This window comes from Ruegeria sp. BHSB064 (assembly GCF_059613205.1).
This window is the reverse complement of the sequence record NZ_JBXWSB010000084.1, coordinates 1-20,920: the sequence shown is the minus strand read 5'-3', so window position 1 is coordinate 20,920 and position 20,920 is coordinate 1. Positions and strand designations below refer to the sequence as shown.

Below are 20,920 nucleotides of genomic sequence, written 5' to 3'. Positions count from 1 at the left end.
GCTTTTCTTCACCGGCTGCGATATAGAGTGCCAGTTCGTCATAGAAGTCCAACGTCTTTTCATAAAGCAGATCAAGCGATTTGATGTCTTTCAGCAGCGTATGCTCATGGCTTAGCAGATCGTCGGTAATGCGGTCGATCTGGCCCTGAACTTCTTCGTACTGAGCGGTGAATTTGGCAAACGGCGCAGCCTTGCCCAACAGTTTCTCCCACCAGCTTCGTTCGCGGCGCACATCCAGTTCGCTGACCGAGAAGCCGCGGATCGTGGTGACGATGTTGCGCAGGCTGTCCCCGGCGGGGCCCACATCCTTGTTGCGTACGTCGGCCAGCATCGCCTGACTGATTCCCTGCAATTCTGCCTGCGCGGACGATCCAAAGGACACGATCGAGTTGGTATTGCCCATGTCGATCTCCTCCATCCGCTTGCGGATCTCGGCACTGACGGGTTCGTCGGCGTCTTCCAGCGACACGACCTCGGCCTGTGGTTCGGGCAGAGCAACGGCGGTGACTTCCTGCACCAGAGTTTCGGCCTGAACTGCCTTGTTCTTGATCTCATCGGACATGGGGATGTTCCTCGCTCAAATAATGGCCGGTCAGTCCAACCGGACGCCTTCGCGCTGCAGCCTTTCACGCAGCACGTCAATTTCAACCGTCAGATCACTGCGGTCATCCAATAGCATTTTGCGCGTACGCGCGGCGAAATTCTGTTCCAGATCGTCCAGCAGGGCCGAATAATCCGCTAGCGCCTGCGCGTCACGGGTGCGGGCGTAGACGTCAGCAAATTTGACGGTCGCGTCCCGTGCACCTTGCAAATAAACCGTCAGGTATTTTCTGGCACCGGCCAGATCACGCGGATCCTCCTCGACCGTTCGAAACAGATCACGCGCGGTGTCCTGAAAACGTTCAACGCGCGCCTCGACCCTACGGTCGCCAGCGCGTTTGATGGCGTCGGTCATCTCGGACAGATGTTTCTCGGCATCGTCGACAACACGGGCCACGCGATCCTGCTGAAAGGTGTCGATCCCTTCCATGCCTTTGTCTTTCATCGGATCAATTCCGAATGAGACCGAGTGCAAAACGGTTGCCGCGATTCCGAAAAGCACCGGGGCCAACAAGCTGGCTTGTGCAGCGGTTTCTGCGTCCAGAAACTCGGTCCTGTATGTGGCAAGTCCTGCACCCAGGCCGGTCAGAATACTGGCAAATATCTTGCGTGGAAAAGCAGGGCGTCGGGCGGTCTTTCGGTCGTTATACGCGGCTTCGGCCCGCAAACCTTCCCGCAGCAAAAACGCCGCCGCTGTCAAAATGCCTGCCGCGATCAGCCCGATGGTCATGCCGATCGCACCATCGTTCAGCGACAAAAACACCAAAGGAATGGCAGGAAGAAACAGAAGGTTTGCCCGCGCGCCAGCGGGCTCGACCCGTGCGCCGTCAAATTGTCCCCTCGGCAAAGGTGTATCGTCCGACGTATCGCCCTGCGGGCTATACTTACCGCCAAACCGCTTTGCCATTGTCTACAGCCCCCCAAGCAGGCCGGTGCAGACACCAAGCAACAGCAGCAACAAGACAGCGTAGGCGAGTTTTTGCACTCCGCTTCCGGACATCACGCCCCCCAAACAGCAGCATTCACTGAAAATTTAGGGGATGCGAGGGCTTAGCGCTAGGGGGAAGGTTGTCGAACCCGCATCACTTGCGAGGTTTCTTGCCGATTGGTGCCCGTTTTCTTTGCGGTCGCGCAGTGCGTTTTGGCGCGGCATCGGGTTTGACGTCTCCGTCCAGCCCAAGTTGATCGCGCATCACGCGGCGGCGGATCTCTTCAACTTCGCCCGGCTTCAGGTTGCCCAATTGGAACGGGCCGTACGACACGCGCAACAGGCGGTTCACAGTGAAGCCGATATCTTCCATCGCGCGGCGGATTTCGCGATTCTTTCCTTCGCGCAGGCCGATGGTCAGCCAGGCATTTGCGCCTTGCTGTCGGTCCAGCGACACAGTCATTGGCTGAAAACGCTCGCCTTCGATGACCAGACCTTTGCGCAGCGGTTCGAAATCTTCTTCTTTCGGGCGACCATTTACGCGCACGCGGTATTTGCGCAGCCAACCGGTCGAGGGCAGTTCGAGCTTGCGTTTGATGCCACCATCATTGGTCAGCAGCAGCAATCCTTCGGAGTTCAGGTCAAGACGACCAACGCTCATCACCCGCGGCATATCTTCGGGCAGCTTGTCGAAGATCGTTTCACGGCCTTTTTCGTCACGGGTCGTTGTCACCAGCCCCGCGGGTTTATGATACAACCACAGGCGTGACGGTTCCGGTTCCGAGACCGGTTTGCCGTCGACAACGATCTTGTCTTTGGCCGTGACGTTCAGGGCGGGGCTGTCGATGGTCTTGCCATTCACGGCCACGCGGCCTGCTTCGATCATGCGTTCGGCTTCACGCCGCGACGCAACACCGGCGCGGGCCAGGACTTTGGCGATCCGGTCGCCGGGAGGAGGGATCTTGTTCATGTCAGGCCCATACCGCATCCCGCGCGCTTGCGAAAGGCGGGTTTCTGATGCAGTCAGGGGCATGACGTTCAAATCGCATATGGATCAGGCTCTGGCCGAGGCACGCGCGGCAGCGGATCGCGGTGAGGTGCCCGTAGGGGCCGTTATCGTCGGGCCGGACGGTTCCGTTGTTGCAGCAACGGGAAACCGGACGCGCGAATTGAACGACCCAACCGCGCATGCCGAAATTCTTGCCTTGCGGGCGGCATGCGCAAGCGCGGGGTCCGAGCGGTTGCCGGACCATGATCTCTACGTCACGCTGGAACCCTGTGCTATGTGCGCCGCGGCCTTGGCAGCCGCGCGCATCCGGCGGATTTACTATGGCGCGGCCGATCCAAAGTCAGGGGGTGTGGCCCACGGCGCGCGCGTGTTTTCACACCCGCAGGCGCATCACGTACCCGAAATTTACGACGGGATCGCCGGTGACGAAGCCGCACAGCTTTTGAAAGACTTCTTTGCTTCGCGCCGCAAAGACGTTCCGGGCTGAAGCCCAACCTACAATTTGATGGGCTGCATCACTTCTGGTTCGATCACGGTGACCTGCGGTAGCCCGTCGATCAGCGTCTGTGCCGATTGTTCGAGGATCGGGAAGGTCTTGTAGTGGCACGGAATAACCGTTTTGAAGTTGAAGTACCGCTTGGCCGCGTAGGCTGTGGCCTTCATGTCCATCGTGAAATGTCCGCCAGCCGACAAAATGCCGATATCGGGTTTATAGTAATCCCCCATCCAATCCATGTCGGCCATGATGTCCGTGTCGCCCGAGACATAAAGCATCTGCCCTTCCGCCGCGATCATGAAGCCAACCTCGCTGCCGCCGGTACGCAACCCGTCTGGTGTCGAAAAAGTCGAGCTATGAGACGCCGGAACCATAGTGACCTTGACCCCGTTCAGGTCGACCGTACCGCCTTTGTTGAAGCCTATGGTCTCAATGCTTTCGGCTTCGCTCCAGTATCCCATCAAGTCGTACTGACCGACGACGGGGATTTTCAGGTGTTTGGCCAGAGGCAGTACATCGGCCACATGGTCAAAATGGGTATGCGTCAAAAGGATATGGGTGGCCCCTTCCAACGCCGCGTCGTGCTGATCTTCCGGTAGAACGGGATTGCCGGTTAGCCAGGGGTCGATCAATAGAACCTGTCCCTGGGTTTCGATGCGGAAACTGCCATGACCCAGCCAAATAATGTTCATTCCAAATTTCCTCCAAAATGGTGTCTTGGCAGCAGCCTAGCATCGGCTATGTAAATTTCCATGGATTGGATTCGAGAAATTGATGGCTATTGCGAACGGCTGTCTCCGGATTATTGGGCAGAGCCAATAAACGCGATTACAAACGCCGCTTTTCTGATTTCTGCCTGGATCATGTGGAGGCGGGTTCGCAATCAGGACATGCCGCTCGCCATGGTCCTTGTTGCGCTTCTGGCGATGATCGGAATCGGCAGCTATCTGTTTCACACGCATGCGCAGGTCTGGGCGGCCCTGGCAGATGTGGCTCCGATCCTTCTGTTCATCCTGGTTTACATTTTTGCCGTGAACAAAAACATCTGGCGGATGTCGTCGGGGTTGGCGTTCGGAGGGACGTTGCTTTTCTTTCCTTATGCGGCTGCAACCGTTCCGCTGTTCCAGCTTATTCCGGGGTTGGGGGGATCGGCTGCATATGCGCCGATTCCGCTGCTCATCCTGATCTATGCGGCCCTGCTGCGGGGCCGGGATCCGGTCTTGGCCAGAGGGATGTCCGTTGGAGCGTTGATTCTGATCCTCTCGATCACGTTCCGTGCGCTTGATTTGCCGGTTTGCGGGCAGTGGCCATTGGGCACGCATTTCATGTGGCACATTCTGAATGCCATCATGCTGGGTTGGATGATCGAAGTTTATCGCGCGGCCCTGATACGGGGCCGCTTTGCAGAAAGTCTTTAAAGCTGAGAGGCGGGACGGTCCCTATTGACCGTCCTCAAAATAAGGAAAAGAGCTTTCCAAACTGCGTCAGTTCCGACTCAATCCTGAAAGGCTGTGGCCAGATGGTCGGGCAGGTCGAATTCATTCAAAACCCGCGCGCGGCCCTCGGATGACATCTTGCGGGCGGTCTTTTCAACGATGCTCTGGATTTTTTCAGCTGAGTGTTTCGCGGCAAAGGGTTGGAAATACCATTTCAGGAACACAAAGCAGATTACATCTTCAAGCGCCTGCACCTCTTCGTCGCGCTTGATGCCCTGTTTTCGCAACATACGACCCGCAGCTTCAACCTGTTCGGAGTCATAGCCTTCCTGGGTCATCAGGCCCATGACCACGTCGGCATGGTGCACGGCCTGCGCCTTGCGCCAGGCCAGATAACCTGCGCGACCTTCAGGATACTCTGTACGAGCCAGTTTCCAGCGTTCCACATGTTGGCCGCGCGCCGCGATCTGCAAGGCGTCCGAGGCGTTCGGAAACAAGCGATTCAACTCGGCGCTCATGCGTTCGCCATAAAGCAGTGCTTCGGGTCGCCCGTCTTCGAGGTTGGGGTCTTTTGCGTTGGCTGCATCAATTGCGTCCAGAACCGCTTGTCTTTGCGCGCTCATATCTTGCTCCACTGGCTTGCCTGCGCCACGAAAGTTCCGCGGCCGTCTTGGATATTGTCGCTCATGCTAACGGCTTGCCGTGGGATGCGCATCCTGGAAAATGCAAAAAGGCCGGGTCAGAGAGGGGATGTCTGACCCAGCCGGGACCTGCGCTTTATTTGGCAGGTTTAACCTGATCCTGCGTGACCGGTTCCGCGACAGGGGACGGGAAGGTCAACGTGCGTGTCAGGTTGCTTGTGTCGATACCCAAAGCCATGGCCGGCGCGGCCAAAAACGTGGCGGACAAGACTGCGGCTGTGATCAGGGATTTCATTTTGTTTCTCCGGTTTGCGTTGTGTCGCTTTTTTTAAAATGAACAGTACAGTTCAGTTTTCAAGACTGATAATGAACTAATCAGTTTACTTTTTCGTATACCCCTCATTCAGATTTGAATGGCAGGCAAAGGCGCGGAGCTTGAAACTTGGGCTTGCCTGTTGCGCAGCGGTCTTGCGACTGCCGCAACAGACGGGTAAACGCCCCATAACGTATATGAGGGAAGCCGATGTCGATTGACCAAAGCACCGCCGCCAAAGTGGCCAAACTGGCCCGGATCAAGGTCGAGGATGACGCGCTGCCGGCGCTGGCGTCCGAGTTCAACACCATCCTGGGTTTCATCGAGCAACTGAACGAAGTGGATGTCGAAGGGGTCGAGCCGATGGTTTCGGTCACGCCGATGCGCCTTAAGCGTCGTCAGGACGAAGTGACCGACGGTAACCAGCAGGACAAGGTTCTGGCCAACGCCCCTGATGCGCGCGAAGGGTTTTTCGCAGTCCCCAAAGTGGTGGAGTAAGACATGAGCGATCTGAACAAACTGGGCCTGGCCGAGGCCCGCGACGCGCTACGCAAAGGTGACGTGACCTCGGTCGAGCTGACCGAATCCTGCCTGAAGGCCATAGATGAAGCCGACGCGCTGAATGCTTTTGTCCACAAGACGCCCGAAATCGCGCTGGAGCGTGCCAAAGCAGCAGACGAGCGGATCAAGGGTGGCGACGCGCCGTCGATGTGCGGCCTGCCGATTGGTATCAAGGATCTGTTCTGCACCAAAGGCGTACCATCGCAAGCCGCGTCGGGCATTCTTGAAGGCTTCAAGCCTGAATACGAATCTACTGTCTCGCAGCAACTGGCCGATGCGGGTGCGGTGATGCTGGGCAAGCTGAACATGGACGAATTCGCCATGGGCTCGTCCAACGAAACCTCTGTCTACGGCAATGCGGTCAGCCCGTGGCGCCGTGGCAATGATGATGCACAACTGACACCCGGTGGTTCGTCGGGTGGGTCAGCTTCTGCCGTGGCGGCCGATCTGTGTCTGGCCGCGACCGGCACCGACACGGGCGGTTCGATCCGCCAGCCTGCCGCGTTTGTGGGTATCACGGGTATCAAACCCACCTATGGCCGCTGCTCGCGCTGGGGCATCGTGGCGTTTGCATCCTCGTTGGATCAGGCCGGTCCGATGACCAAAGATGTGCGCGATGCGGCCATCATGCTTGAAGCGATGTGCGGACATGACCCCAAGGATTCCACCAGCGCCGAATTGGCAGTACCGAATTTCGAGGCGATGCTGACCGGTGACATCAAGGGTAAGAAAATCGGTATCCCCAAGGAATACCGCATGGACGGTATGCCGGCCGAGATCGAAAAACTCTGGGCTGAAGGGGCTGAGATGCTGAAAGCTGCAGGGGCCGAGATCGTCGATATCTCGCTGCCGCACACCAAATACGCACTGCCTGCCTATTATGTGATTGCCCCGGCCGAGGCGTCCTCGAACCTCGCCCGCTATGACGGTGTTCGCTATGGCCACCGCGCGCAGCTGGCACAGGGCGACGGCATCACCGAGATGTACGAAAAGACCCGCGCCGAGGGCTTCGGCCACGAAGTGCAGCGCCGCGTGATGGTCGGGACCTATGTTCTGTCGGCAGGTTTCTACGACGCTTACTACAACCGCGCACGCCGGGTCCGCACCCTGATCAAGAAAGACTTCGAGGATGTCTTCGCCGCAGGTGTTGACGCGATCCTGACCCCGGCAACCCCCTCGGCGGCCTTTGGCCTGGGCGAAATGACCGACGCGGATCCTGTTCAAATGTATTTGAACGACGTCTTCACGGTGACCGTGAACCTGGCTGGTTTGCCCGGTATCTCAGTGCCTGCCGGGCTCGACAAACAAGGGCTGCCGCTGGGTCTGCAACTGATCGGACGTCCGTGGGAAGAGGGCGATCTGCTCAACACCGCCTATGCGTTGGAAAACGCGGCTGGCTTTGTGGCCAAGCCCGGGAAATGGTGGTAAGCCTCAGGCAACTGAAGCACGATACACGGAGCCACGTGATGCGCGTTTTGCTTTTGGTCCCCGCCCTGACACTGGTTGCGGCCTGCACGGATGTTGCGCCGCTGACCAGCACCGGGTTCAATACGCCCGAGTATCAGGCACAGCGCGAAGCGCAGTTGGCCGGGCAAGGCGCAGCAGGCAACCCGCTTCTGGCTCCTGTCGATGTGTCCCAGCAGCCACTAGGCGCGCCCGGTTCGGCAGGCTTCGCAACCGGTGAGAATGCCGATATTGCCAACCAAGCCGCTGCAGCTCTGGCCAGCACGTCGGGGCAGGGCTCTGGCGTGGTGCCTGCGGAACCAGCGTCAAGCAACAGCGCAATTTCCGACGAGCAGGACTTTGCTGCGGTGTCTGAACGGCGCAGCATCGAATCCGACGCTGCCCGGATCGAGCAGAACCGCCAAACTTACGAAGTTGTGGCCCCGACCGCTGTGCCCGAGCGCAACGCAAGCGGCCAACCCAACATCGTGCAATACGCCCTTAGCACCTCAAACCCAGTTGGCACGCAGCTCTACAGCCGCGCGGGCTTTAACCTGCAAGCCAAGGCTCAGAGGAACTGCGCGCAATTCCCATCCCCCGATCAGGCGCAGATCGAGTTCCTGTCCAATGGCGGCCCACAGCGCGATCGCAAGGGACTGGACCCGGACGGGGACGGCTATGCTTGCGGCTGGGACCCAAGCCCGTTCCGTAGTGCTGTCAACAACTGAACTCTCACCCATTTGGCATCCGTCGCCTAACTTCGGCGAACGCCGAGACGGGCTAACGCCGTCTTTGATAGTGATCCATTACACAGCCATGGACAGCGCGCAGGCAGCCTTGAAGCGTCTGTGCGACCCGGAGGCCGAGGTTTCGGCCCATTACCTGATCGGCAATGATGGCAGGGTTTGGCAGATGGTGCGTGAAGAGCACCGCGCGTGGCACGCCGGGGCAGGGGAATGGCGCGGTCGAAACGACATCAACTCGCGTTCCATCGGGGTCGAATTGGATAACACTGGGAAGGTTCCGTTTTCAGAGCCGCAAATGGCTGCTTTGGAAAATTTGCTATCGGACATTCAAGATCGCCTAGGAATCCAACCCTGGAATGTTATTGGGCATTCCGACATGGCGCCTCAGCGAAAACTCGATCCCGGTCCGAGGTTTGATTGGGACCGGCTTGCTTTTCGTAGGTTGGCCGTCGGGCCAACGAATTTTAAACCTATCTGCCTTGATGAAATGCCTCCGGATGACGTTCATTTCGCATTTATCGCGATGAGAGCAGGGTATCCCGAGGCCCGCACAGAAGATCTATTGAAAGCGTTCAGAAGCCGTTTTGCGCCAGCCCGACGTGGGCCCTTGTCAAAAAAAGATATGGGTGACATCGAAAGACTGGCAGGTTTGATGGAACATCTTGACGGCATCCGAACCGAAGTTTAACCGACTTTCTGCGCGGAGGGCCGGATGGCTGCTGGGGTCGCAAGACCCGAGAGGAAAGTCCGGACTCCACAAGGCAACGGTGCCGGGTAACGCCCGGGCGGGGCAACCCGACGGAAAGCGCCACAGAAATCAGACCGCCACACACGTGGTAAGGGTGAAACGGTGGGGTAAGAGCCCACCGCGCCGCTGGCAACAGGGGCGGCACGGCAAGCCCCACCGGGAGCAATGCCAAATAGGGTCCCCGCGCGGGTTGGTCGGCGTCAGCCGATACCACCGCTAAGCGCGTCTTGGCCGAGAGGGACCGGGTTGGCAGCTTGAGCCGTGCAGCAATGCACGGCCTAGAGGAATGGTCATCGAAGGGGGCAACCCCGGAACAAGATCCGGCTTACAGGCCCTCCGCGCGTATTCACTTATCCTCCGGGCGGCGTGTAAGCCCCGGTTAGCCGGGCGGCTTTTTCGGTGACCGCGACGAATTCATCCGCGGTCCAGGCGCGGACCGTCTCGATTTTTGTCACTGCACCTGATGCGGCAACGGCCATGCCCACTGCGACGGCGTCAGTTCCGTCAGGAGCTTCGCTGATTACAACAACATCATTGCCGCCGGTGGTCATATAAAAGGACAACAGCCTGCCGCCGACTTTCTCGAGCAAGGCTTTGACCGGGCCAGTGCGGTTCTCGGGCTTTTGCAACATGCCTTTGACGCCAGCTTGCGAATATGATGCGTAAGTGATGAAAACGGGCATAAAAACCTCCATATTGTAACAATCAATTGGGGCCATTGCATCGGCTGGCCCCGGGGCCGATTGGTGTCAGCCGCCCGTAAGCAACGGGGCTGCGATCAACCAAACACCTGCGCCGATCAGCGCAATCCCCGAGACCGGAACCAGCCAGCGGGCCGTGGGCAGCAGTTTTTCCAGCGCCACATACGCAGCAATGCCGACGATCCAGTACAGGTTCATGATGCCGCCGACGAACAGCAGCAGCATCAACGCCCAGCAGCATCCCAAGCAATAGGTGCCGTGCAGACCACCTGTTCTGAACGCCCCCAAAAGACCGGGATGGTTGTGGTCCGCCAAAAACCGGGCGGGGCTTTGGCAATGGCGCAGGCACGCGGTCTTAAGTTCGGAAAACTGGTAAGCGCCCGCAGCCAGCAAAACGAGTCCTGCAAAGACGCCGGAACGGATCGTCATCATCGGACCGTCAGACAGTCCGATATGCTCCAACCCCCATTGCAAGGCGGTTGCGGTTAAACTGAAAGCCCCCCACGCCACCAGATAGCCCGACAGAAAGCACAAGCTGAATGTCGCGGCACGCGCTTTGTCTGGCCCTACGCGCTTGAGTGCGGTGAACAAAAGCACAGCAGGCGCAGCGCTTGGGGTCATCATGGCAATCATCATGACCCACCACATAAGAAAGATCAGCAGGGCGTAACCGATGCTCCAGGCTGTGGCAGAACCCATGGTCATGGGCTCGCCAATCGGGCCAGCCATCCGCGTCATCTCAACTGCGGACATATTCATGCCAACCCCGGCGGCGGTGTACCAGGCGGCTGCAAGAACGATCAGCAGAACGCTGCCCAAAACGATCACAGTGTCCTGTCGCAACAGCCGTTCAACGGCTCCGGCGTGGTGCGAGGAGTGTTGCCTTGTCATGAGGCACCCAAGTTTAAGCGCCCAAAACGCCGTGGCCCGAGATGTTCAGATGCGCCAGATGGGCGTGCGTGGCATCAAAAGTCAGGCTTATTTTACTGCCGGTGGTTTTTGACGAACCCGACGCGGCCTCGGCCTGACGGTACTCGAATCCGTTTGGCAGATGAATCCCCGCACGATGTGGCGCGCCTGAGACGATATGGGGAATTGGGTTGACCTCAATGTCGAAAACGCCCGTGACCTTTGCGTACCCACTGCGCTCTTCCCGACTCCAATCCAGCTCAATCGGGACGAAAAGTGTCTCGTGCTTGGTTGGGGCCATCGCGCTGAAGACGTACCAGAACGTGGCCATTTCGTCGGTATCTTCACCAGTCATGATTGCCTGCAAGGCGGCCCTCTGATCTGCCGAGGCGCTTTCGTCGATGACCAGTTGCATCTGACCATTGCCTTCGTGAATTGGTCCTGGCCAATGGTAAACGCCTGCCGCCCGAAGACCGCTCAGATCGGTGTCGCCATAGTGGCCGCTTTGGATGTCAAAGACGACGACCGCTTCGCAATTGCCATGAGACGGCAAAACGCTGAACTGGCAAGGGCAGCCGAAATTGCAATTGCAATTGGCCAGCTCTTCGGCCTGAATAACCCATTCTGTCATGATAACCCCCCAAGAAAAGTCGTGTAAAACAACTCTGCTCAATGCGGGGCGACCCCGCACATGCTGCCTCGGAAATCGAGCCTGAATCTGGCTTCTTGGATGCGCGAACGTATCACAAATTCGTTATATGTACAAACAAGTGGGCAATTTACCCGCGCGATACAGGGTTTATTGCGAGGTCTGATCGCGCTGGGGTTGAATGCGGTATTCGATTTTACATTCGGCTGTTAGGTTTGAGGCACAGATTAAAATCCGGGAGGTTCATTATGAGTTTTATGAAAACACTGGCGTCTGTGGCCATTGGGTTTGCTGCGGCAAAGGGCATGGACAAGTATCAGAAAATGGGCGGAATGGCGGGCCTGCAGGATTTGATGCAAGGTTCGGGTGGCGGATTTGGTATGGAGCAGCTTGGTAAAATGGCCGAGCAATTTGGTTTGCCCGGAGGCGCAGCGGGACTTCAGGACATGATGGGCAAGATGGGACTCGGCGGCAGCGCTGCCGGAGCTGCGGGTTTAGGAGGGCTGTTGAACGCGATGCAAGGGGCCGCGAAAACGGCCAACCAGCAGACCGGTGATATGATGGAAACCGTGTTCAGCGGCACCCCGGCTGGCGCAGCGATGGAAGCACAAGCCAAACTGATGTTGAGGGCCATGATCCAGGCGGCCAAGGCGGATGGTGAGTTGGATGATCACGAAAAGGAAATCATTCTGGGTGAGTTGGGCGATGACATCAGCGACGAGGAACGGGCGTTTGTGCAAGAGCAACTGAATGCACCGATTGATGTCATGGGATTGGCGGCTGATTCTGGCGCACCGCTGAGAGCACAAATCTACGCCACATCTCTTGCAGCCATACGTCTGGATAACGCGCGCGAAGCGTCTTACCTGCGGCAATTGTCCACTGCGCTGGGCCTCTCGGACGCGGAAAGAGATCAGATTCACACATATATGGGGGCCCCGACCCTGACGGATTAACTTCGAGTGGGATTCCTGCTGCGGGATAGGCCGATTGGCCTTGACATAGTTGGTGCAGCGCGTAAAAGCGCACGCTCATAGGAATTCAACCGAAAGGCCCCTGCCTTTTCGGACGCAGGAGATAACCATGGCGAAGCCGACGACAATCAAGATCCGCCTGAACTCGACCGCGGGCACGGGCCACTTCTACGTGACCAAGAAAAACGCGCGTACCATGACTGAGAAAATGACCATTCGTAAATACGATCCGGTCGTTCGTAAGCATGTCGAGTACAAGGAAGGCAAGATCAAGTAATCTGCCGTTCCACGTGGACACTATTGTGAAAGGGGCTCTGGTTGGCAGAGCCCCTTTTTTCTGTTCGGTTCCGCTGCCATTTGGGTAAGGGTTCGGGACAATCTGGTGAGCGTCCGTTGCAGCGGCGCATCAGCGGATGGGGCAATCGCATCGGCTGCGGCTTGCTTTTTGCGGCACCCTGCAAGTACGCTTCAGCAAACCGCCACAAAATGTTGAGCGCCATGAAAAAAATCTTGTTGTCCACATTCGCCGTCCTGACCCTCGCGGCTTGTGAAGATCCGTTTAACCGCGAAGGTGTCGGATTCACCGGAATCGATGGGGAACCACGCACGATCTCTGATGTCCCGGGCGCTGTTGCCTTTCTTCCAGAGGCCACAAACGTGCCTGCAGAACTGGCAGAGATTCCCACTGTGACTTTGCAGGTCGATGAAACCGACCCGTCCAAAGTAGCATCGGCAGCCATCAACAGTGGCGGACAGACGCCGAATACAGCTGTACAGCTTGAGGGCAGCGACACCGATCTGTTCCTCAGCACTGTAAGTGTCAACGGAACGTTGTTCGGCGTGTTGCGCACTGGAACCAATAGCGTGACAGTCGAAAACTCGATTGGGATCGGTTTTGCGGAAGAGACCGAGCGATTCACCGGATGTTTGCCAGCAGGCAATGTGTTCCGCAAAGGTTCGGCCGAGCGGAGTTCAGGTTTCGCCGTTCCGCTGAATTGTAGCTGATCGGTTTACACCCCACCAAAAAAATGCCCTGCCTAATCGGCGGGGCATTTTTTATTGCCGTCTTGAAAAGCGACGCACTGAAAAGAAAAGGGCCGGTCGATGACCGGCCCTTTCGACGTAATGAGAAACTGTTATTCGCGGTTCCCCAGCAGTTGCAGCAGGAACATGAACATGTTGATGAAGTCCAGATACAGGTTCAACGCGCCCATGATTGCGGCTTTGCCCAACCACTCCTGATCGCCTGCGTGGGCCATCTGAAGGTACGTGGTCTTGATCTTCTGGGTGTCATAAGCGGTCAAACCCGCAAAGATCAGAACGCCCAGGATGGACACGGCAAACATGACGGCAGGCGATTGCAGGAACAGGTTGATGACCATAGCAACAACCAGACCGATCACGCCCATCATCAGGAACGTGCCCATGCCCGACAGGTCTTTTTTGGTGACGTAGCCGTAAAGCGACAGGCCAGCGAAGGCGATCGAAGTTACCAGGAACACCTGTGCAATCGAAATGCCGGTGAAGGCAACGAATATCCAGCTGAGCGACAGGCCCATGACCGCCGCGAAAACGTAGAAGAACAGTTGGGCACCTGCTGCCGACAGCCGGTTGATTGCAGCCCCAAAGCCAAACACCATGGCCAGCGGTGCAAACATGATGATCCAACCCAGGATGTTCGGGCTCAGCGTGACCGGATCACGGAAAACCGCCAGCAACTGGGGGTTTGAACCAACGGCCCAGGCCACGGCGAACGTGATCAACATGCCCACGGACATTGTGCCGTAGACTTTGTTCATATGGGCGCGCAGGCCCTCATCAATCTCGGCGGCGCGCGCGCCGGATGCCGTCCGGATCGTGTCGAATTGTGCCATCAAAGGGTCTCCCTTATCGAAATGTTCACTCGCCCCGGCGTTGCGGGGCGGTTTCCCCGTAAATATCGGCAACTAGAGGCTGTGTTTCAAGAGATTCCGGGCGAAAACCGACTAAAACACGCAACAAATTCGGCGACAGGTGATGCAAAGCCACCTATCGCCGCAAAAAGTGAGTTTTAAACTTATCTTTTCCAGAAATCAGGTGCATCCCAGAAGAAACGGCGTGCTTCGGCAGAGGCTTCAGCGCGGGTCACTCCGATGTCTTCAAGTGAGGCATCATCCAGTTGCGCCAGTTTGCGGCGCTGCCGATTCAGTTCGAATGCCTGAAAGACCCGCGACATCAGGGACCGTTTGGCGGGTCTGCAAGTCGAATGAAGTGCAATTTGGGTCATGGTCTTTGTCCTTTCCAGGTTTTTCGATGCTTTCCCTATTCGGTATCAATTTCCTTGATTGATATGGGGGCATATGACATATTTTAAAAACGAATATTTTTGATGACACACATAAGGAATCGTGAAGATGCGAAATCTGGACATTACGACCCTGCGGTCCTTCGTGGCAGTTGCGGATCAGGGCGGTGTCACACGCGCCGCCGGATTTTTGCATCTGACGCAATCCGCAGTGTCCATGCAGTTAAAGCGGCTGGAAGAGCTTTTGGGCCTGGAGTTGCTGGATCGCAGCGGTCGCAACATTGCGTTGACGGCATCAGGCGAGCAGCTGCTGGCTTATGCTCGCCGAATGATTGCCCTGAATGATGAAGTCATCGGTCGTCTGACGGATCAGGCATTTGAGGGCGAGGTGGTTCTGGGCGTACCCCACGACATCGTCTATCCGGCGATCCCGCGTGTTCTTCAGCGGTTCAACGTGGATTTTCCGCGTGTGCGTGTGCAATTGGTGTCGTCATATTCGCTGCAGCTGAAAGACATGTACAAGCGTGGTGAATGCGACCTGATCCTCACGACAGAGCCGTCAGCGGCCGACGGGTCGGAGACGATCGCCGAGCTTCCTTTGCGCTGGATTGGTGCGCCGGGCGGGTCCGCGTGGCGTAAACAGCCGCTTCCACTGGCGCTTGGGCGTCGGTGTTTGTTCCGACCGCAGGTGATCTCGGCACTGGATGCCGCTGGAATCCCGTGGGAGCTGTCGGTTGAAACCGAAAATGACCGGACGATTGAAGCCACGGTCAGTGCTGATCTTGCGGTGCATGCCATGTTGGACGGAACCGAAGCTTCGCATCTTGAGCAAATCGAATCTGGCGGCGCATTGCCCGACTTGCCAGCCCACAAGATTAACCTTTATGGCGGCGAGCCGGGCCGTGGCGCAGTCGTCGAGGCGTTGGCGCAGTTGGTGCGTCAGAATTTCCGGATGCTGGGTGGCACACAGCTGCGCGCGGTGGCGGGGTAAATGCGATCAGGGCGTGATCACGATCTTGCCCGTCGATTTCCGCTCTTTCAGCAAATGCATTCCGTGGGCAACATCATCAAGCGGCAGAGTGTGGCTGATATGCGGTTTGATCCGCCCTTCTGTATGCCACCGGAATAGTGTTTCGAAGCTGTTGCGCACAGCTTCGGGGCGAAACTTCAGGTATCCGCCGATGTAGAAGCCGATAACGGTCAGGTTTTTGACCAGTAAGTGGTTTGCTGGAATCTGCGGAACATCGCCCCCGGCAAAGCCGATTGGAAGCAAGCGGCCCTCGGGGTTGGTGGCGCGAAAGGCGGCTTTGAACACGTCGCCGCCGATGGCGTCATAAACGACGTCTGCACCGCCCAACGCTATGACGTGCTCTCTCAGGTCTTCTGAGGTGTCGATCAGGTGATCAGCCCCTGCAGCCTGAGCAACGGCAAGCTTGTCCGCGCCGCGCGCCTGCGCAATCACCCTGGCACCCATGAGTTTGCCGATCTCGACAGCGGTCAAGCCAACACCGCCCGCTGCACCGGTTACCAAAAGGGTCTCGCCCGGTTGCAATCTGGCCCGATGATCCAGCGCCATGTGACTGGTACCATAAGCAATCTGGATCGCTGCGGCGTCTTCGAAACGCATGTTGTCCGGCAACGGAATCGCACGGTCCGCGTCAAAAACGCCATATTCTGCAAGCCCGTCCTGACCAGAATAGACTGCGATCCGGTCGCCCGGCGTCAAACTTGATACGTCCGGCCCGACTTCGTCCACGACGCCCGCTACTTCCATGCCCAGCGTAAACGGGGCAGGGGGCGTGTCCTGATACGTGCCCTTTTGCATTAGAAGATCGGCAAAGTTCAGGCCACACGCCTTGATCGCGACCCGCACCTGACCCGGGCCCGGAACCGGGACGTCAAGGTCGCATAACTGCGCCGCTGCACCGTCAGATTGAACGCGATAGGCCCGCATCGTTTCCCTCACATTTTGGGTCATAGGCGCGTGTGAGGTGGCGAAAGTCAATTGATTTAGCGCGGTGGCGGGCATCTGAAACCAAAAGGTCATTTGTCAGCATTGCGGCCTGGTGCGCTGGGTTTGTCATTATACAACCACAACCCTTCTAAAGGGGGTGTGACTCAACCGTCTTGAAAAAAATTCAAAAACCGGCATTATGAACGCTTAGTGCTGTGTAGGGGGCGGTACAGTCCGTATTAGGGGGTAATTAAGGGGAACCCTCTAGACATGCGATAGCGGACGTCGCGACCTCCCACGCAGATGTTTGTGTAGTATAGGAGAATACCAATGACTCATCACGTCGATGTCCATGTGGGCAAGCGCGTTCGGCATCGCCGCTGGCTGATTGGCATGACCCAACAACAGTTGGCGCAACAAGTTGGTATCAAGTTTCAGCAGATCCAAAAATACGAGACCGGAGCCAACCGAATCAGCGCATCCCGCCTTTGGGACATCGCCGAGGCGTTGGAAGTGCCGGTCAGCTTTTTCTTCGAAGGACTGGAAGAAGCCCAAAAAAGCGACTCGGACAAGAAATCCGTTCCTGCCGATCTTATGGGCGACAAGGAAGCGCTGGATCTGGTGCGGTCTTACTATGCGATTCCGGAAAACCAGCGCCGCCGTCTGTTCGAACTGGCGCGGGTTCTCAGCGACGTCGCCTGATTGACTTGACTTTGTTGGGCGTTGCTCGCACCTGTGGGCCATGCAACCGACAATTTTGAACGACATCGAAATCGCCGAAGAAATGGCCGATGCAGCGCGCGCGGCCATACTTCCTTTTTTTCGACAAACCAATCTGGAAACAGCAAATAAGCTGACCGATGGGTTTGATCCGGTCACGGTGGCCGACCGTGCAGCCGAAAAGGCGATGCGAGAGGTTTTAGCCCGCCGCCGCCCCGAAGACGGCATCCTGGGCGAAGAGTTTGGTGAGCATAAAGGCAGCAGTGGCCGAACCTGGGTTCTGGACCCGATTGACGGCACACGCGGTTTTATCAGCGGCACACCCACCTGGGGCGTTCTGATTGCATTAAGCGATCAGGATGGGCCGTTCATGGGGGTTATTGATCAGCCCTATATCGGAGAGCGATTTGTTGGAGCGTCGTCCGGCGCTTATTTTTCTGGTCCGTTGGGCACCCGGAGTATGAAAACGCGCGATACAAAAACACTGGATCAAGCAACCTTGTTTACTACGTTTCCCGAAGTTGGGACCTTGGAAGAACGGAAAGGGTTTCAGACCGTATCCGAGCAGGTGCAACTGACACGGTATGGAATGGATTGTTATGCCTATGCGCTTCTTGCGGCGGGGCAGGCGGATCTTGTGATCGAGGCGGGATTGAATTCTTACGACATTCAGGCGCCTATTGCAGTTATTCAAGCGGCAGGCGGGATCGTGACAGATTGGCAGGGCGGTCCCGCACATGAAGGTGGTCGCGCCTTGGCAGCGGCGAACGCAGAGCTTCACGCCGCAGCACTGCAGATTGTGCGCCAATTCTGAATTATGTTGCCGGGCGCGGGAATGGCGGCTAAACCGGCTTTAGCCGGTTCTTGAGCCCGTTTTCCGCCGGCAAAAGCACTCCTTGCATGAAACGGGCAGATGCAGGAGCGCGATGTGACAGAAATTCTACTCAAGAACGCTGACCTTATCCTGACGATGGACGATTCACGTCGGGAATTGTCTGGGGCTGACATTCTGGTCCGCGATGGGCAGATCGCCCAGATCGGGCAGGGTTTGCAGACGCAGGGCGAAGTACACGACGCCTCGGGCTGTCTGGTGACACCCGGTCTGGTGAACACCCATCACCACCTTTACCAAACCCTGACCCGTGCCGTTCCGGGCGGTCAGGATGCGTTGCTGTTTGGGTGGCTGCAAACGCTTTACCCGATCTGGGCAAGGTTTGGACCGGACGAGATGTTCACCTCTGCCCAGATTGGCTTGGCTGAACTGGCGCTGTCGGGCTGTACGCTCAGCTCCGATCACCTTTATCTTTATCCAAACGGCGCGCGGCTGGAGGATACGATTGCTGCCGCGACCGAGCTGGGAATGCGGTTCCACCCAACGCGTGGCGCGATGAGCATCGGCGAAAGCGATGGTGGCCTGCCGCCGGACAGTTTGGTGGAAGACGAAGCCGCCATTCTGGACGACATGATCCGAGTTGTTGACGCGTTTCATGACCCGTCGGAAGGCTCGATGTGCCGTGTTGGCCTCGCACCGTGCTCTCCGTTTTCCGTTAGTCGAGAGCTGATGCGCGATGCGGCCCTTTTAGCGCGGGACAAGGGTGTCATGTTGCACACTCACCTGGCTGAGAATGACGAAGATATTGCTTATTCGCAGGCGCAGTTCGGATGCCGACCCGGACAGTATGCCGAAGATTTGGGCTGGACCGGTCCCGATGTCTGGCACGCCCATTGTGTCAAACTGGATGGGGCCGAAATTGATCTGTTTTCACGCACCAAAACAGGCGTGGCCCACTGCCCCTGTTCCAATTGCCGCCTTGGTTCCGGCATTGCGCCGGTGCGAGCAATGCGGGATGCCGGCGTCAAGGTTGGTCTTGGCGCGGATGGGTCGGCCAGTAACGACAATGGCAACCTGATGTTGGAAGCGCGGCAGGCGATGCTGCTGCAGCGCGTTGCCAATGGCGCAGATGCGATGTCGGCCCGCGAAGCGTTAGAGATCGCGACGCGTGGCGGGGCCGACGTGCTCGGCCGCACTGATTGCGGCCGGCTGATGCCTGGTAAACGCGCTGATATCGCGGTGTGGGATACATGCAGCATCGAAAGCGCAGGCAGTTGGGATCCTGCAGCGCTGCTTCTGGCGGGGCCAATGACCGTGAAACATCTGTTTGTCGAAGGCCGTCAGATCGTGCGGGATGGGCAAATCACGACGATTGATCTGCCCCGAGTGATCGAGCGTCAGAATGCGCTTGCCCGAGCGCTGCAGGCTTAACCGGCCTGTCGCCCACCGATCCAAACCTCGGCCATAGCCCGATCATCACCCATCATGATGGTCGGGAAAATCGCCTCCCACACATCGTTTGCATGGGCCTCGCGCTGGGCGATGGCTGGAGTCGAAGCAAGGTCGAGCACAACCAGATCCGCCTCCATTCCCGGTGCGACATTGCCGATGCAGTCATCCATGCGAAGGCTGCGTGCCGACCCGACGGTGCCCAGCCACAGCAATTGCGCCGGATGCAGCGGGCGGCCACGCAGTTGGCCGATCTCATAGGCCGCCGCCATTGTGCGCAGCATCGAAAAACTGGACCCGCCGCCGGTGTCAGTGGCCAGACCGATGCGGTGGCCGTCATGGATCAGACCGCTCATGTCGAGCAAGCCTGACCCGATGAACGTATTTGAGGTAGGGCAGTGAATCAGTGATGCGTCAACCTCGCGCAGCCGATCCCTTTCCCTGTCTTCCAGATGGATTACGTGCCCATACAAGCCGTTCTGACCCAGCAGGCCGAATTTTTCATAAGTGTCCAGATAGTCCCGCGCGTCGGGAAACAGGGACTGGACCCATTCGATTTCGTCTGTTTGCTCGCTCAGATGTGTCTGCATCAGGCAATGCGGATGCTCCGCCCACAACGCACCCATCGCCTCAAGCTGTTCGGGGGTTGAGGTCGGGGAAAAGCGCGGGGTGATGGCATAGGACAGCCGGTCAATGCGGTGCCACTTTTCCAGCAGGGCGGCAGATTGGTCGTAGGCTGACTGTGCCGTATCGCGCAGACCTTCGGGCGCATTGCGATCCATGCAGGTCTTGCCCGCCACCACCCGTTGTCCACGTTGCTGCGCTGCCGTAAAGAACGCATCCACACTTTCGGGATGGATCGTGCAAAAGCTGCACATTGTGGTGGTGCCATGTGCGGTGGTCAGATCCAGGTAACGATTGGCGATCTCGGTCGCATAATCGGTGTCGCCGAATTTCATTTCTTCCGGGAAAGTATAGGTATTCAGCCAGTCGATCAGCCGCTTTCCCCAACTGGCAATCATTGCCGTCTGCGGGTAGTGCACATGCGGATCGACAAACCCTGCCATGATCAGATGATTGCCATGGTCCTTGGTGACTGCGTCAGGATGAGCCTGCACCAACGCATCGACGGCACCAACATCTGCGATGCGCCCGTCTTCGATCACGACCGCTTCGTCCAGCCGCGTGGCGTCGGTCGGCTCTCCGTCAAAGGGTGAGCCGATAAAGCTCAGAACGCGCCCTTTCAAAAGCGTCTTTTGCGCCATTTGCCCTGTTCTCCACCTGTTTGGAACCACGCATCAGCATAGGCGGACGAAAGAAGTGGGTAAATCGGCGCATTGTCATTGTTTTCCGGTAGCTGCTTCTTCTATTTAGAGGCCAATCGCCGAAACAAGGGGGCAGCGCATGACGACAGGCACTGACGAAGCCGGACACGATCTGCCCCGGGACGAGGACGCCTATGCGTTGGACCCCAAAGCGGTGGCGGGGATCCTCTATGCGGTGGATATCGATGATCGCGAAAAGCTG

26 protein-coding genes and 1 other RNA gene are annotated in these 20,920 nt (G+C 57.7%); 14 read left to right on the top strand and 13 right to left on the bottom strand.

What is annotated here, in order from left to right; translation table 11 throughout:
• The 3 genes from AC2FNU_RS17610 to AC2FNU_RS17600 all read right to left on the bottom strand — a co-directional run.
• A partial coding sequence (locus tag AC2FNU_RS17610; protein ID WP_496790919.1) for a toxic anion resistance protein occupies positions 1–562 on the bottom strand: 562 nt, incomplete at its 3' end.
• Positions 563–592: 30 nt separating this feature from the next.
• Positions 593–1,507, bottom strand: a complete 915-nt coding sequence (locus AC2FNU_RS17605; protein WP_496790918.1) for a 5-bromo-4-chloroindolyl phosphate hydrolysis family protein — start codon at positions 1,505–1,507, stop codon at positions 593–595.
• A 175-nt stretch (positions 1,508–1,682) separates the two neighbouring features.
• Positions 1,683–2,498, bottom strand: coding sequence for a pseudouridine synthase (locus AC2FNU_RS17600; protein ID WP_496790916.1), 816 nt, complete (start codon positions 2,496–2,498; stop codon positions 1,683–1,685).
• 61 nt (positions 2,499–2,559) lie between these two features.
• On the opposite strand from AC2FNU_RS17600, the gene AC2FNU_RS17595 reads away from it, so the two are divergent.
• Positions 2,560–3,024 carry a nucleoside deaminase gene (locus AC2FNU_RS17595; protein ID WP_496790914.1) on the top strand — a complete coding sequence of 155 codons (465 nt, stop codon included), beginning with the start codon at positions 2,560–2,562 and terminating at the stop codon, positions 3,022–3,024.
• Positions 3,025–3,032: 8 nt separating this feature from the next.
• Here AC2FNU_RS17595 and AC2FNU_RS17590 read toward each other — a convergent pair whose 3' ends face one another.
• The gene (locus tag AC2FNU_RS17590; protein WP_496790910.1) at positions 3,033–3,725 is read right to left on the bottom strand and encodes a metal-dependent hydrolase; all 693 of its coding nucleotides are present in this window, start codon (positions 3,723–3,725) and stop codon (positions 3,033–3,035) included.
• A 60-nt stretch (positions 3,726–3,785) separates the two neighbouring features.
• Between AC2FNU_RS17590 and AC2FNU_RS17585 the strand changes: the two genes are divergently transcribed.
• Positions 3,786–4,451: a ceramidase domain-containing protein gene (locus AC2FNU_RS17585; RefSeq protein WP_496790905.1), complete on the top strand. Its 666-nt coding sequence runs from the start codon at positions 3,786–3,788 to the stop codon at positions 4,449–4,451.
• A gap of 77 nt (positions 4,452–4,528) precedes the next feature.
• On the opposite strand, the gene AC2FNU_RS17580 is transcribed toward AC2FNU_RS17585, so the two are convergent.
• Both AC2FNU_RS17580 and AC2FNU_RS17575 read right to left on the bottom strand, forming a co-directional pair.
• Positions 4,529–5,092: a DUF4202 domain-containing protein gene (locus tag AC2FNU_RS17580; RefSeq protein WP_496790903.1), complete on the bottom strand. Its 564-nt coding sequence runs from the start codon at positions 5,090–5,092 to the stop codon at positions 4,529–4,531.
• Positions 5,093–5,246: 154 nt separating this feature from the next.
• The gene (locus AC2FNU_RS17575) at positions 5,247–5,405 is read right to left on the bottom strand and encodes a hypothetical protein (protein WP_171092527.1); all 159 of its coding nucleotides are present in this window, start codon (positions 5,403–5,405) and stop codon (positions 5,247–5,249) included.
• 228 nt (positions 5,406–5,633) lie between these two features.
• Between AC2FNU_RS17575 and gatC the strand changes: the two genes are divergently transcribed.
• The 5 genes from gatC (at position 5,634) to rnpB (ending at position 9,265) form a co-directional block, all read left to right on the top strand.
• A complete protein-coding gene (gatC, locus tag AC2FNU_RS17570) occupies positions 5,634–5,921 on the top strand; it encodes an Asp-tRNA(Asn)/Glu-tRNA(Gln) amidotransferase subunit GatC (protein ID WP_171092525.1) in 288 nt (95 codons plus the stop codon).
• Between the two features lie 3 nt (positions 5,922–5,924).
• Positions 5,925–7,412 carry an Asp-tRNA(Asn)/Glu-tRNA(Gln) amidotransferase subunit GatA gene (gene gatA, locus AC2FNU_RS17565; protein WP_496790898.1) on the top strand — a complete coding sequence of 496 codons (1,488 nt, stop codon included), beginning with the start codon at positions 5,925–5,927 and terminating at the stop codon, positions 7,410–7,412.
• Between the two features lie 38 nt (positions 7,413–7,450).
• On the top strand, positions 7,451–8,155 hold the full coding sequence (locus AC2FNU_RS17560) for a hypothetical protein (RefSeq protein ID WP_496790894.1): 705 nt from the start codon (positions 7,451–7,453) through the stop codon (positions 8,153–8,155).
• Complete coding sequence (locus tag AC2FNU_RS17555) at positions 8,106–8,861, top strand: N-acetylmuramoyl-L-alanine amidase (protein WP_496790893.1); 756 nt, start codon at positions 8,106–8,108, stop codon at positions 8,859–8,861. The genes AC2FNU_RS17560 and AC2FNU_RS17555 overlap by 50 nt, the downstream gene beginning before the upstream one ends.
• A gap of 12 nt (positions 8,862–8,873) precedes the next feature.
• Positions 8,874–9,265, top strand: an RNA gene (gene rnpB, locus AC2FNU_RS17550) — RNase P RNA component class A.
• A 6-nt stretch (positions 9,266–9,271) separates the two neighbouring features.
• Here rnpB and AC2FNU_RS17545 read toward each other — a convergent pair.
• The 3 genes from AC2FNU_RS17545 to AC2FNU_RS17535 form a co-directional block, all read right to left on the bottom strand.
• Positions 9,272–9,604 carry a GYD domain-containing protein gene (locus AC2FNU_RS17545; RefSeq protein ID WP_496790890.1) on the bottom strand — a complete coding sequence of 111 codons (333 nt, stop codon included), beginning with the start codon at positions 9,602–9,604 and terminating at the stop codon, positions 9,272–9,274.
• A 66-nt stretch (positions 9,605–9,670) separates the two neighbouring features.
• A complete protein-coding gene (locus AC2FNU_RS17540; protein WP_496790887.1) occupies positions 9,671–10,513 on the bottom strand; it encodes a DUF2182 domain-containing protein in 843 nt (280 codons plus the stop codon).
• A gap of 13 nt (positions 10,514–10,526) precedes the next feature.
• Positions 10,527–11,162: a DUF1326 domain-containing protein gene (locus AC2FNU_RS17535; protein WP_496790885.1), complete on the bottom strand. Its 636-nt coding sequence runs from the start codon at positions 11,160–11,162 to the stop codon at positions 10,527–10,529.
• 266 nt (positions 11,163–11,428) lie between these two features.
• Between AC2FNU_RS17535 and AC2FNU_RS17530 the strand changes: the two genes are divergently transcribed.
• The 3 genes from AC2FNU_RS17530 to AC2FNU_RS17520 all read left to right on the top strand — a co-directional run bounded on the left by AC2FNU_RS17530 (position 11,429) and on the right by AC2FNU_RS17520 (position 13,159).
• Positions 11,429–12,136, top strand: coding sequence for a DUF533 domain-containing protein (locus AC2FNU_RS17530; RefSeq protein WP_496790883.1), 708 nt, complete (start codon positions 11,429–11,431; stop codon positions 12,134–12,136).
• Between the two features lie 127 nt (positions 12,137–12,263).
• Positions 12,264–12,431: a 50S ribosomal protein L33 gene (gene rpmG / locus AC2FNU_RS17525; RefSeq protein WP_037309480.1), complete on the top strand. Its 168-nt coding sequence runs from the start codon at positions 12,264–12,266 to the stop codon at positions 12,429–12,431.
• A gap of 221 nt (positions 12,432–12,652) precedes the next feature.
• Complete coding sequence (locus AC2FNU_RS17520; RefSeq protein WP_496790881.1) at positions 12,653–13,159, top strand: hypothetical protein; 507 nt, start codon at positions 12,653–12,655, stop codon at positions 13,157–13,159.
• A gap of 131 nt (positions 13,160–13,290) precedes the next feature.
• On the opposite strand, the gene AC2FNU_RS17515 is transcribed toward AC2FNU_RS17520, so the two are convergent.
• Both AC2FNU_RS17515 and AC2FNU_RS17510 read right to left on the bottom strand, forming a co-directional pair.
• Positions 13,291–14,028: a Bax inhibitor-1/YccA family protein gene (locus tag AC2FNU_RS17515; protein ID WP_480798427.1), complete on the bottom strand. Its 738-nt coding sequence runs from the start codon at positions 14,026–14,028 to the stop codon at positions 13,291–13,293.
• A gap of 182 nt (positions 14,029–14,210) precedes the next feature.
• Positions 14,211–14,420 carry a DUF1127 domain-containing protein gene (locus tag AC2FNU_RS17510; protein ID WP_496790879.1) on the bottom strand — a complete coding sequence of 70 codons (210 nt, stop codon included), beginning with the start codon at positions 14,418–14,420 and terminating at the stop codon, positions 14,211–14,213.
• A gap of 127 nt (positions 14,421–14,547) precedes the next feature.
• Here AC2FNU_RS17510 and AC2FNU_RS17505 point away from each other — a divergent pair, with 127 nt between their 5' ends.
• Positions 14,548–15,429 (top strand): LysR family transcriptional regulator, encoded by an 882-nt coding sequence (locus AC2FNU_RS17505; RefSeq protein WP_496790876.1) that lies wholly within the window; start codon positions 14,548–14,550, stop codon positions 15,427–15,429.
• A gap of 6 nt (positions 15,430–15,435) precedes the next feature.
• Here AC2FNU_RS17505 and AC2FNU_RS17500 read toward each other — a convergent pair whose 3' ends face one another.
• Positions 15,436–16,392, bottom strand: a complete 957-nt coding sequence (locus AC2FNU_RS17500) for an NADPH:quinone oxidoreductase family protein (RefSeq protein ID WP_496790922.1) — start codon at positions 16,390–16,392, stop codon at positions 15,436–15,438.
• 330 nt (positions 16,393–16,722) lie between these two features.
• On the opposite strand from AC2FNU_RS17500, the gene AC2FNU_RS17495 reads away from it, so the two are divergent.
• From AC2FNU_RS17495 to AC2FNU_RS17485, 3 genes are all read left to right on the top strand, one after another.
• Positions 16,723–17,094: a helix-turn-helix domain-containing protein gene (locus AC2FNU_RS17495; RefSeq protein ID WP_480798431.1), complete on the top strand. Its 372-nt coding sequence runs from the start codon at positions 16,723–16,725 to the stop codon at positions 17,092–17,094.
• A gap of 40 nt (positions 17,095–17,134) precedes the next feature.
• On the top strand, positions 17,135–17,926 hold the full coding sequence (gene hisN / locus AC2FNU_RS17490; protein ID WP_496790871.1) for a histidinol-phosphatase: 792 nt from the start codon (positions 17,135–17,137) through the stop codon (positions 17,924–17,926).
• A gap of 114 nt (positions 17,927–18,040) precedes the next feature.
• On the top strand, positions 18,041–19,375 hold the full coding sequence (locus AC2FNU_RS17485) for an 8-oxoguanine deaminase (protein WP_496790870.1): 1,335 nt from the start codon (positions 18,041–18,043) through the stop codon (positions 19,373–19,375).
• Here AC2FNU_RS17485 and guaD read toward each other — a convergent pair.
• Positions 19,372–20,658 carry a guanine deaminase gene (guaD, locus tag AC2FNU_RS17480; RefSeq protein ID WP_496790868.1) on the bottom strand — a complete coding sequence of 429 codons (1,287 nt, stop codon included), beginning with the start codon at positions 20,656–20,658 and terminating at the stop codon, positions 19,372–19,374. The genes AC2FNU_RS17485 and guaD overlap by 4 nt on opposite strands.
• Between the last annotated feature and the right edge of the window lie 262 nt (positions 20,659–20,920).

Bases quoted from the DNA above. Each gene is read 5' to 3' on its own strand.
- AC2FNU_RS17545 (WP_496790890.1), bottom strand. From the start codon at position 9,604: ATGCCCGTTTTCATCACTTACGCATCATATTCGCAAGCTGGCGTCAAA.
- AC2FNU_RS17540 (WP_496790887.1), bottom strand. From the start codon at position 10,513: ATGACAAGGCAACACTCCTCGCACCACGCCGGAGCCGTTGAACGGCTG.
- rpmG (WP_037309480.1), top strand. From the start codon at position 12,264: ATGGCGAAGCCGACGACAATCAAGATCCGCCTGAACTCGACCGCGGGC.
- AC2FNU_RS17555 (WP_496790893.1), top strand. From the start codon at position 8,106: ATGCTTGCGGCTGGGACCCAAGCCCGTTCCGTAGTGCTGTCAACAACT.
- gatC (WP_171092525.1), top strand. From the start codon at position 5,634: ATGTCGATTGACCAAAGCACCGCCGCCAAAGTGGCCAAACTGGCCCGG.
- AC2FNU_RS17535 (WP_496790885.1), bottom strand. From the start codon at position 11,162: ATGACAGAATGGGTTATTCAGGCCGAAGAGCTGGCCAATTGCAATTGC.
- AC2FNU_RS17605 (WP_496790918.1), bottom strand. From the start codon at position 1,507: ATGGCAAAGCGGTTTGGCGGTAAGTATAGCCCGCAGGGCGATACGTCG.
- hisN (WP_496790871.1), top strand. From the start codon at position 17,135: ATGCAACCGACAATTTTGAACGACATCGAAATCGCCGAAGAAATGGCC.
- AC2FNU_RS17495 (WP_480798431.1), top strand. From the start codon at position 16,723: ATGACTCATCACGTCGATGTCCATGTGGGCAAGCGCGTTCGGCATCGC.
- AC2FNU_RS17510 (WP_496790879.1), bottom strand. From the start codon at position 14,420: ATGACCCAAATTGCACTTCATTCGACTTGCAGACCCGCCAAACGGTCC.
- AC2FNU_RS17500 (WP_496790922.1), bottom strand. From the start codon at position 16,392: ATGCGGGCCTATCGCGTTCAATCTGACGGTGCAGCGGCGCAGTTATGC.
- AC2FNU_RS17530 (WP_496790883.1), top strand. From the start codon at position 11,429: ATGAGTTTTATGAAAACACTGGCGTCTGTGGCCATTGGGTTTGCTGCG.
- guaD (WP_496790868.1), bottom strand. From the start codon at position 20,658: ATGGCGCAAAAGACGCTTTTGAAAGGGCGCGTTCTGAGCTTTATCGGC.
- AC2FNU_RS17580 (WP_496790903.1), bottom strand. From the start codon at position 5,092: ATGAGCGCGCAAAGACAAGCGGTTCTGGACGCAATTGATGCAGCCAAC.
- gatA (WP_496790898.1), top strand. From the start codon at position 5,925: ATGAGCGATCTGAACAAACTGGGCCTGGCCGAGGCCCGCGACGCGCTA.
- AC2FNU_RS17600 (WP_496790916.1), bottom strand. From the start codon at position 2,498: ATGAACAAGATCCCTCCTCCCGGCGACCGGATCGCCAAAGTCCTGGCC.
- AC2FNU_RS17595 (WP_496790914.1), top strand. From the start codon at position 2,560: ATGACGTTCAAATCGCATATGGATCAGGCTCTGGCCGAGGCACGCGCG.
- AC2FNU_RS17575 (WP_171092527.1), bottom strand. From the start codon at position 5,405: ATGAAATCCCTGATCACAGCCGCAGTCTTGTCCGCCACGTTTTTGGCC.
- AC2FNU_RS17560 (WP_496790894.1), top strand. From the start codon at position 7,451: ATGCGCGTTTTGCTTTTGGTCCCCGCCCTGACACTGGTTGCGGCCTGC.
- AC2FNU_RS17515 (WP_480798427.1), bottom strand. From the start codon at position 14,028: ATGGCACAATTCGACACGATCCGGACGGCATCCGGCGCGCGCGCCGCC.
- AC2FNU_RS17585 (WP_496790905.1), top strand. From the start codon at position 3,786: ATGGATTGGATTCGAGAAATTGATGGCTATTGCGAACGGCTGTCTCCG.
- AC2FNU_RS17505 (WP_496790876.1), top strand. From the start codon at position 14,548: ATGCGAAATCTGGACATTACGACCCTGCGGTCCTTCGTGGCAGTTGCG.
- AC2FNU_RS17590 (WP_496790910.1), bottom strand. From the start codon at position 3,725: ATGAACATTATTTGGCTGGGTCATGGCAGTTTCCGCATCGAAACCCAG.
- AC2FNU_RS17520 (WP_496790881.1), top strand. From the start codon at position 12,653: ATGAAAAAAATCTTGTTGTCCACATTCGCCGTCCTGACCCTCGCGGCT.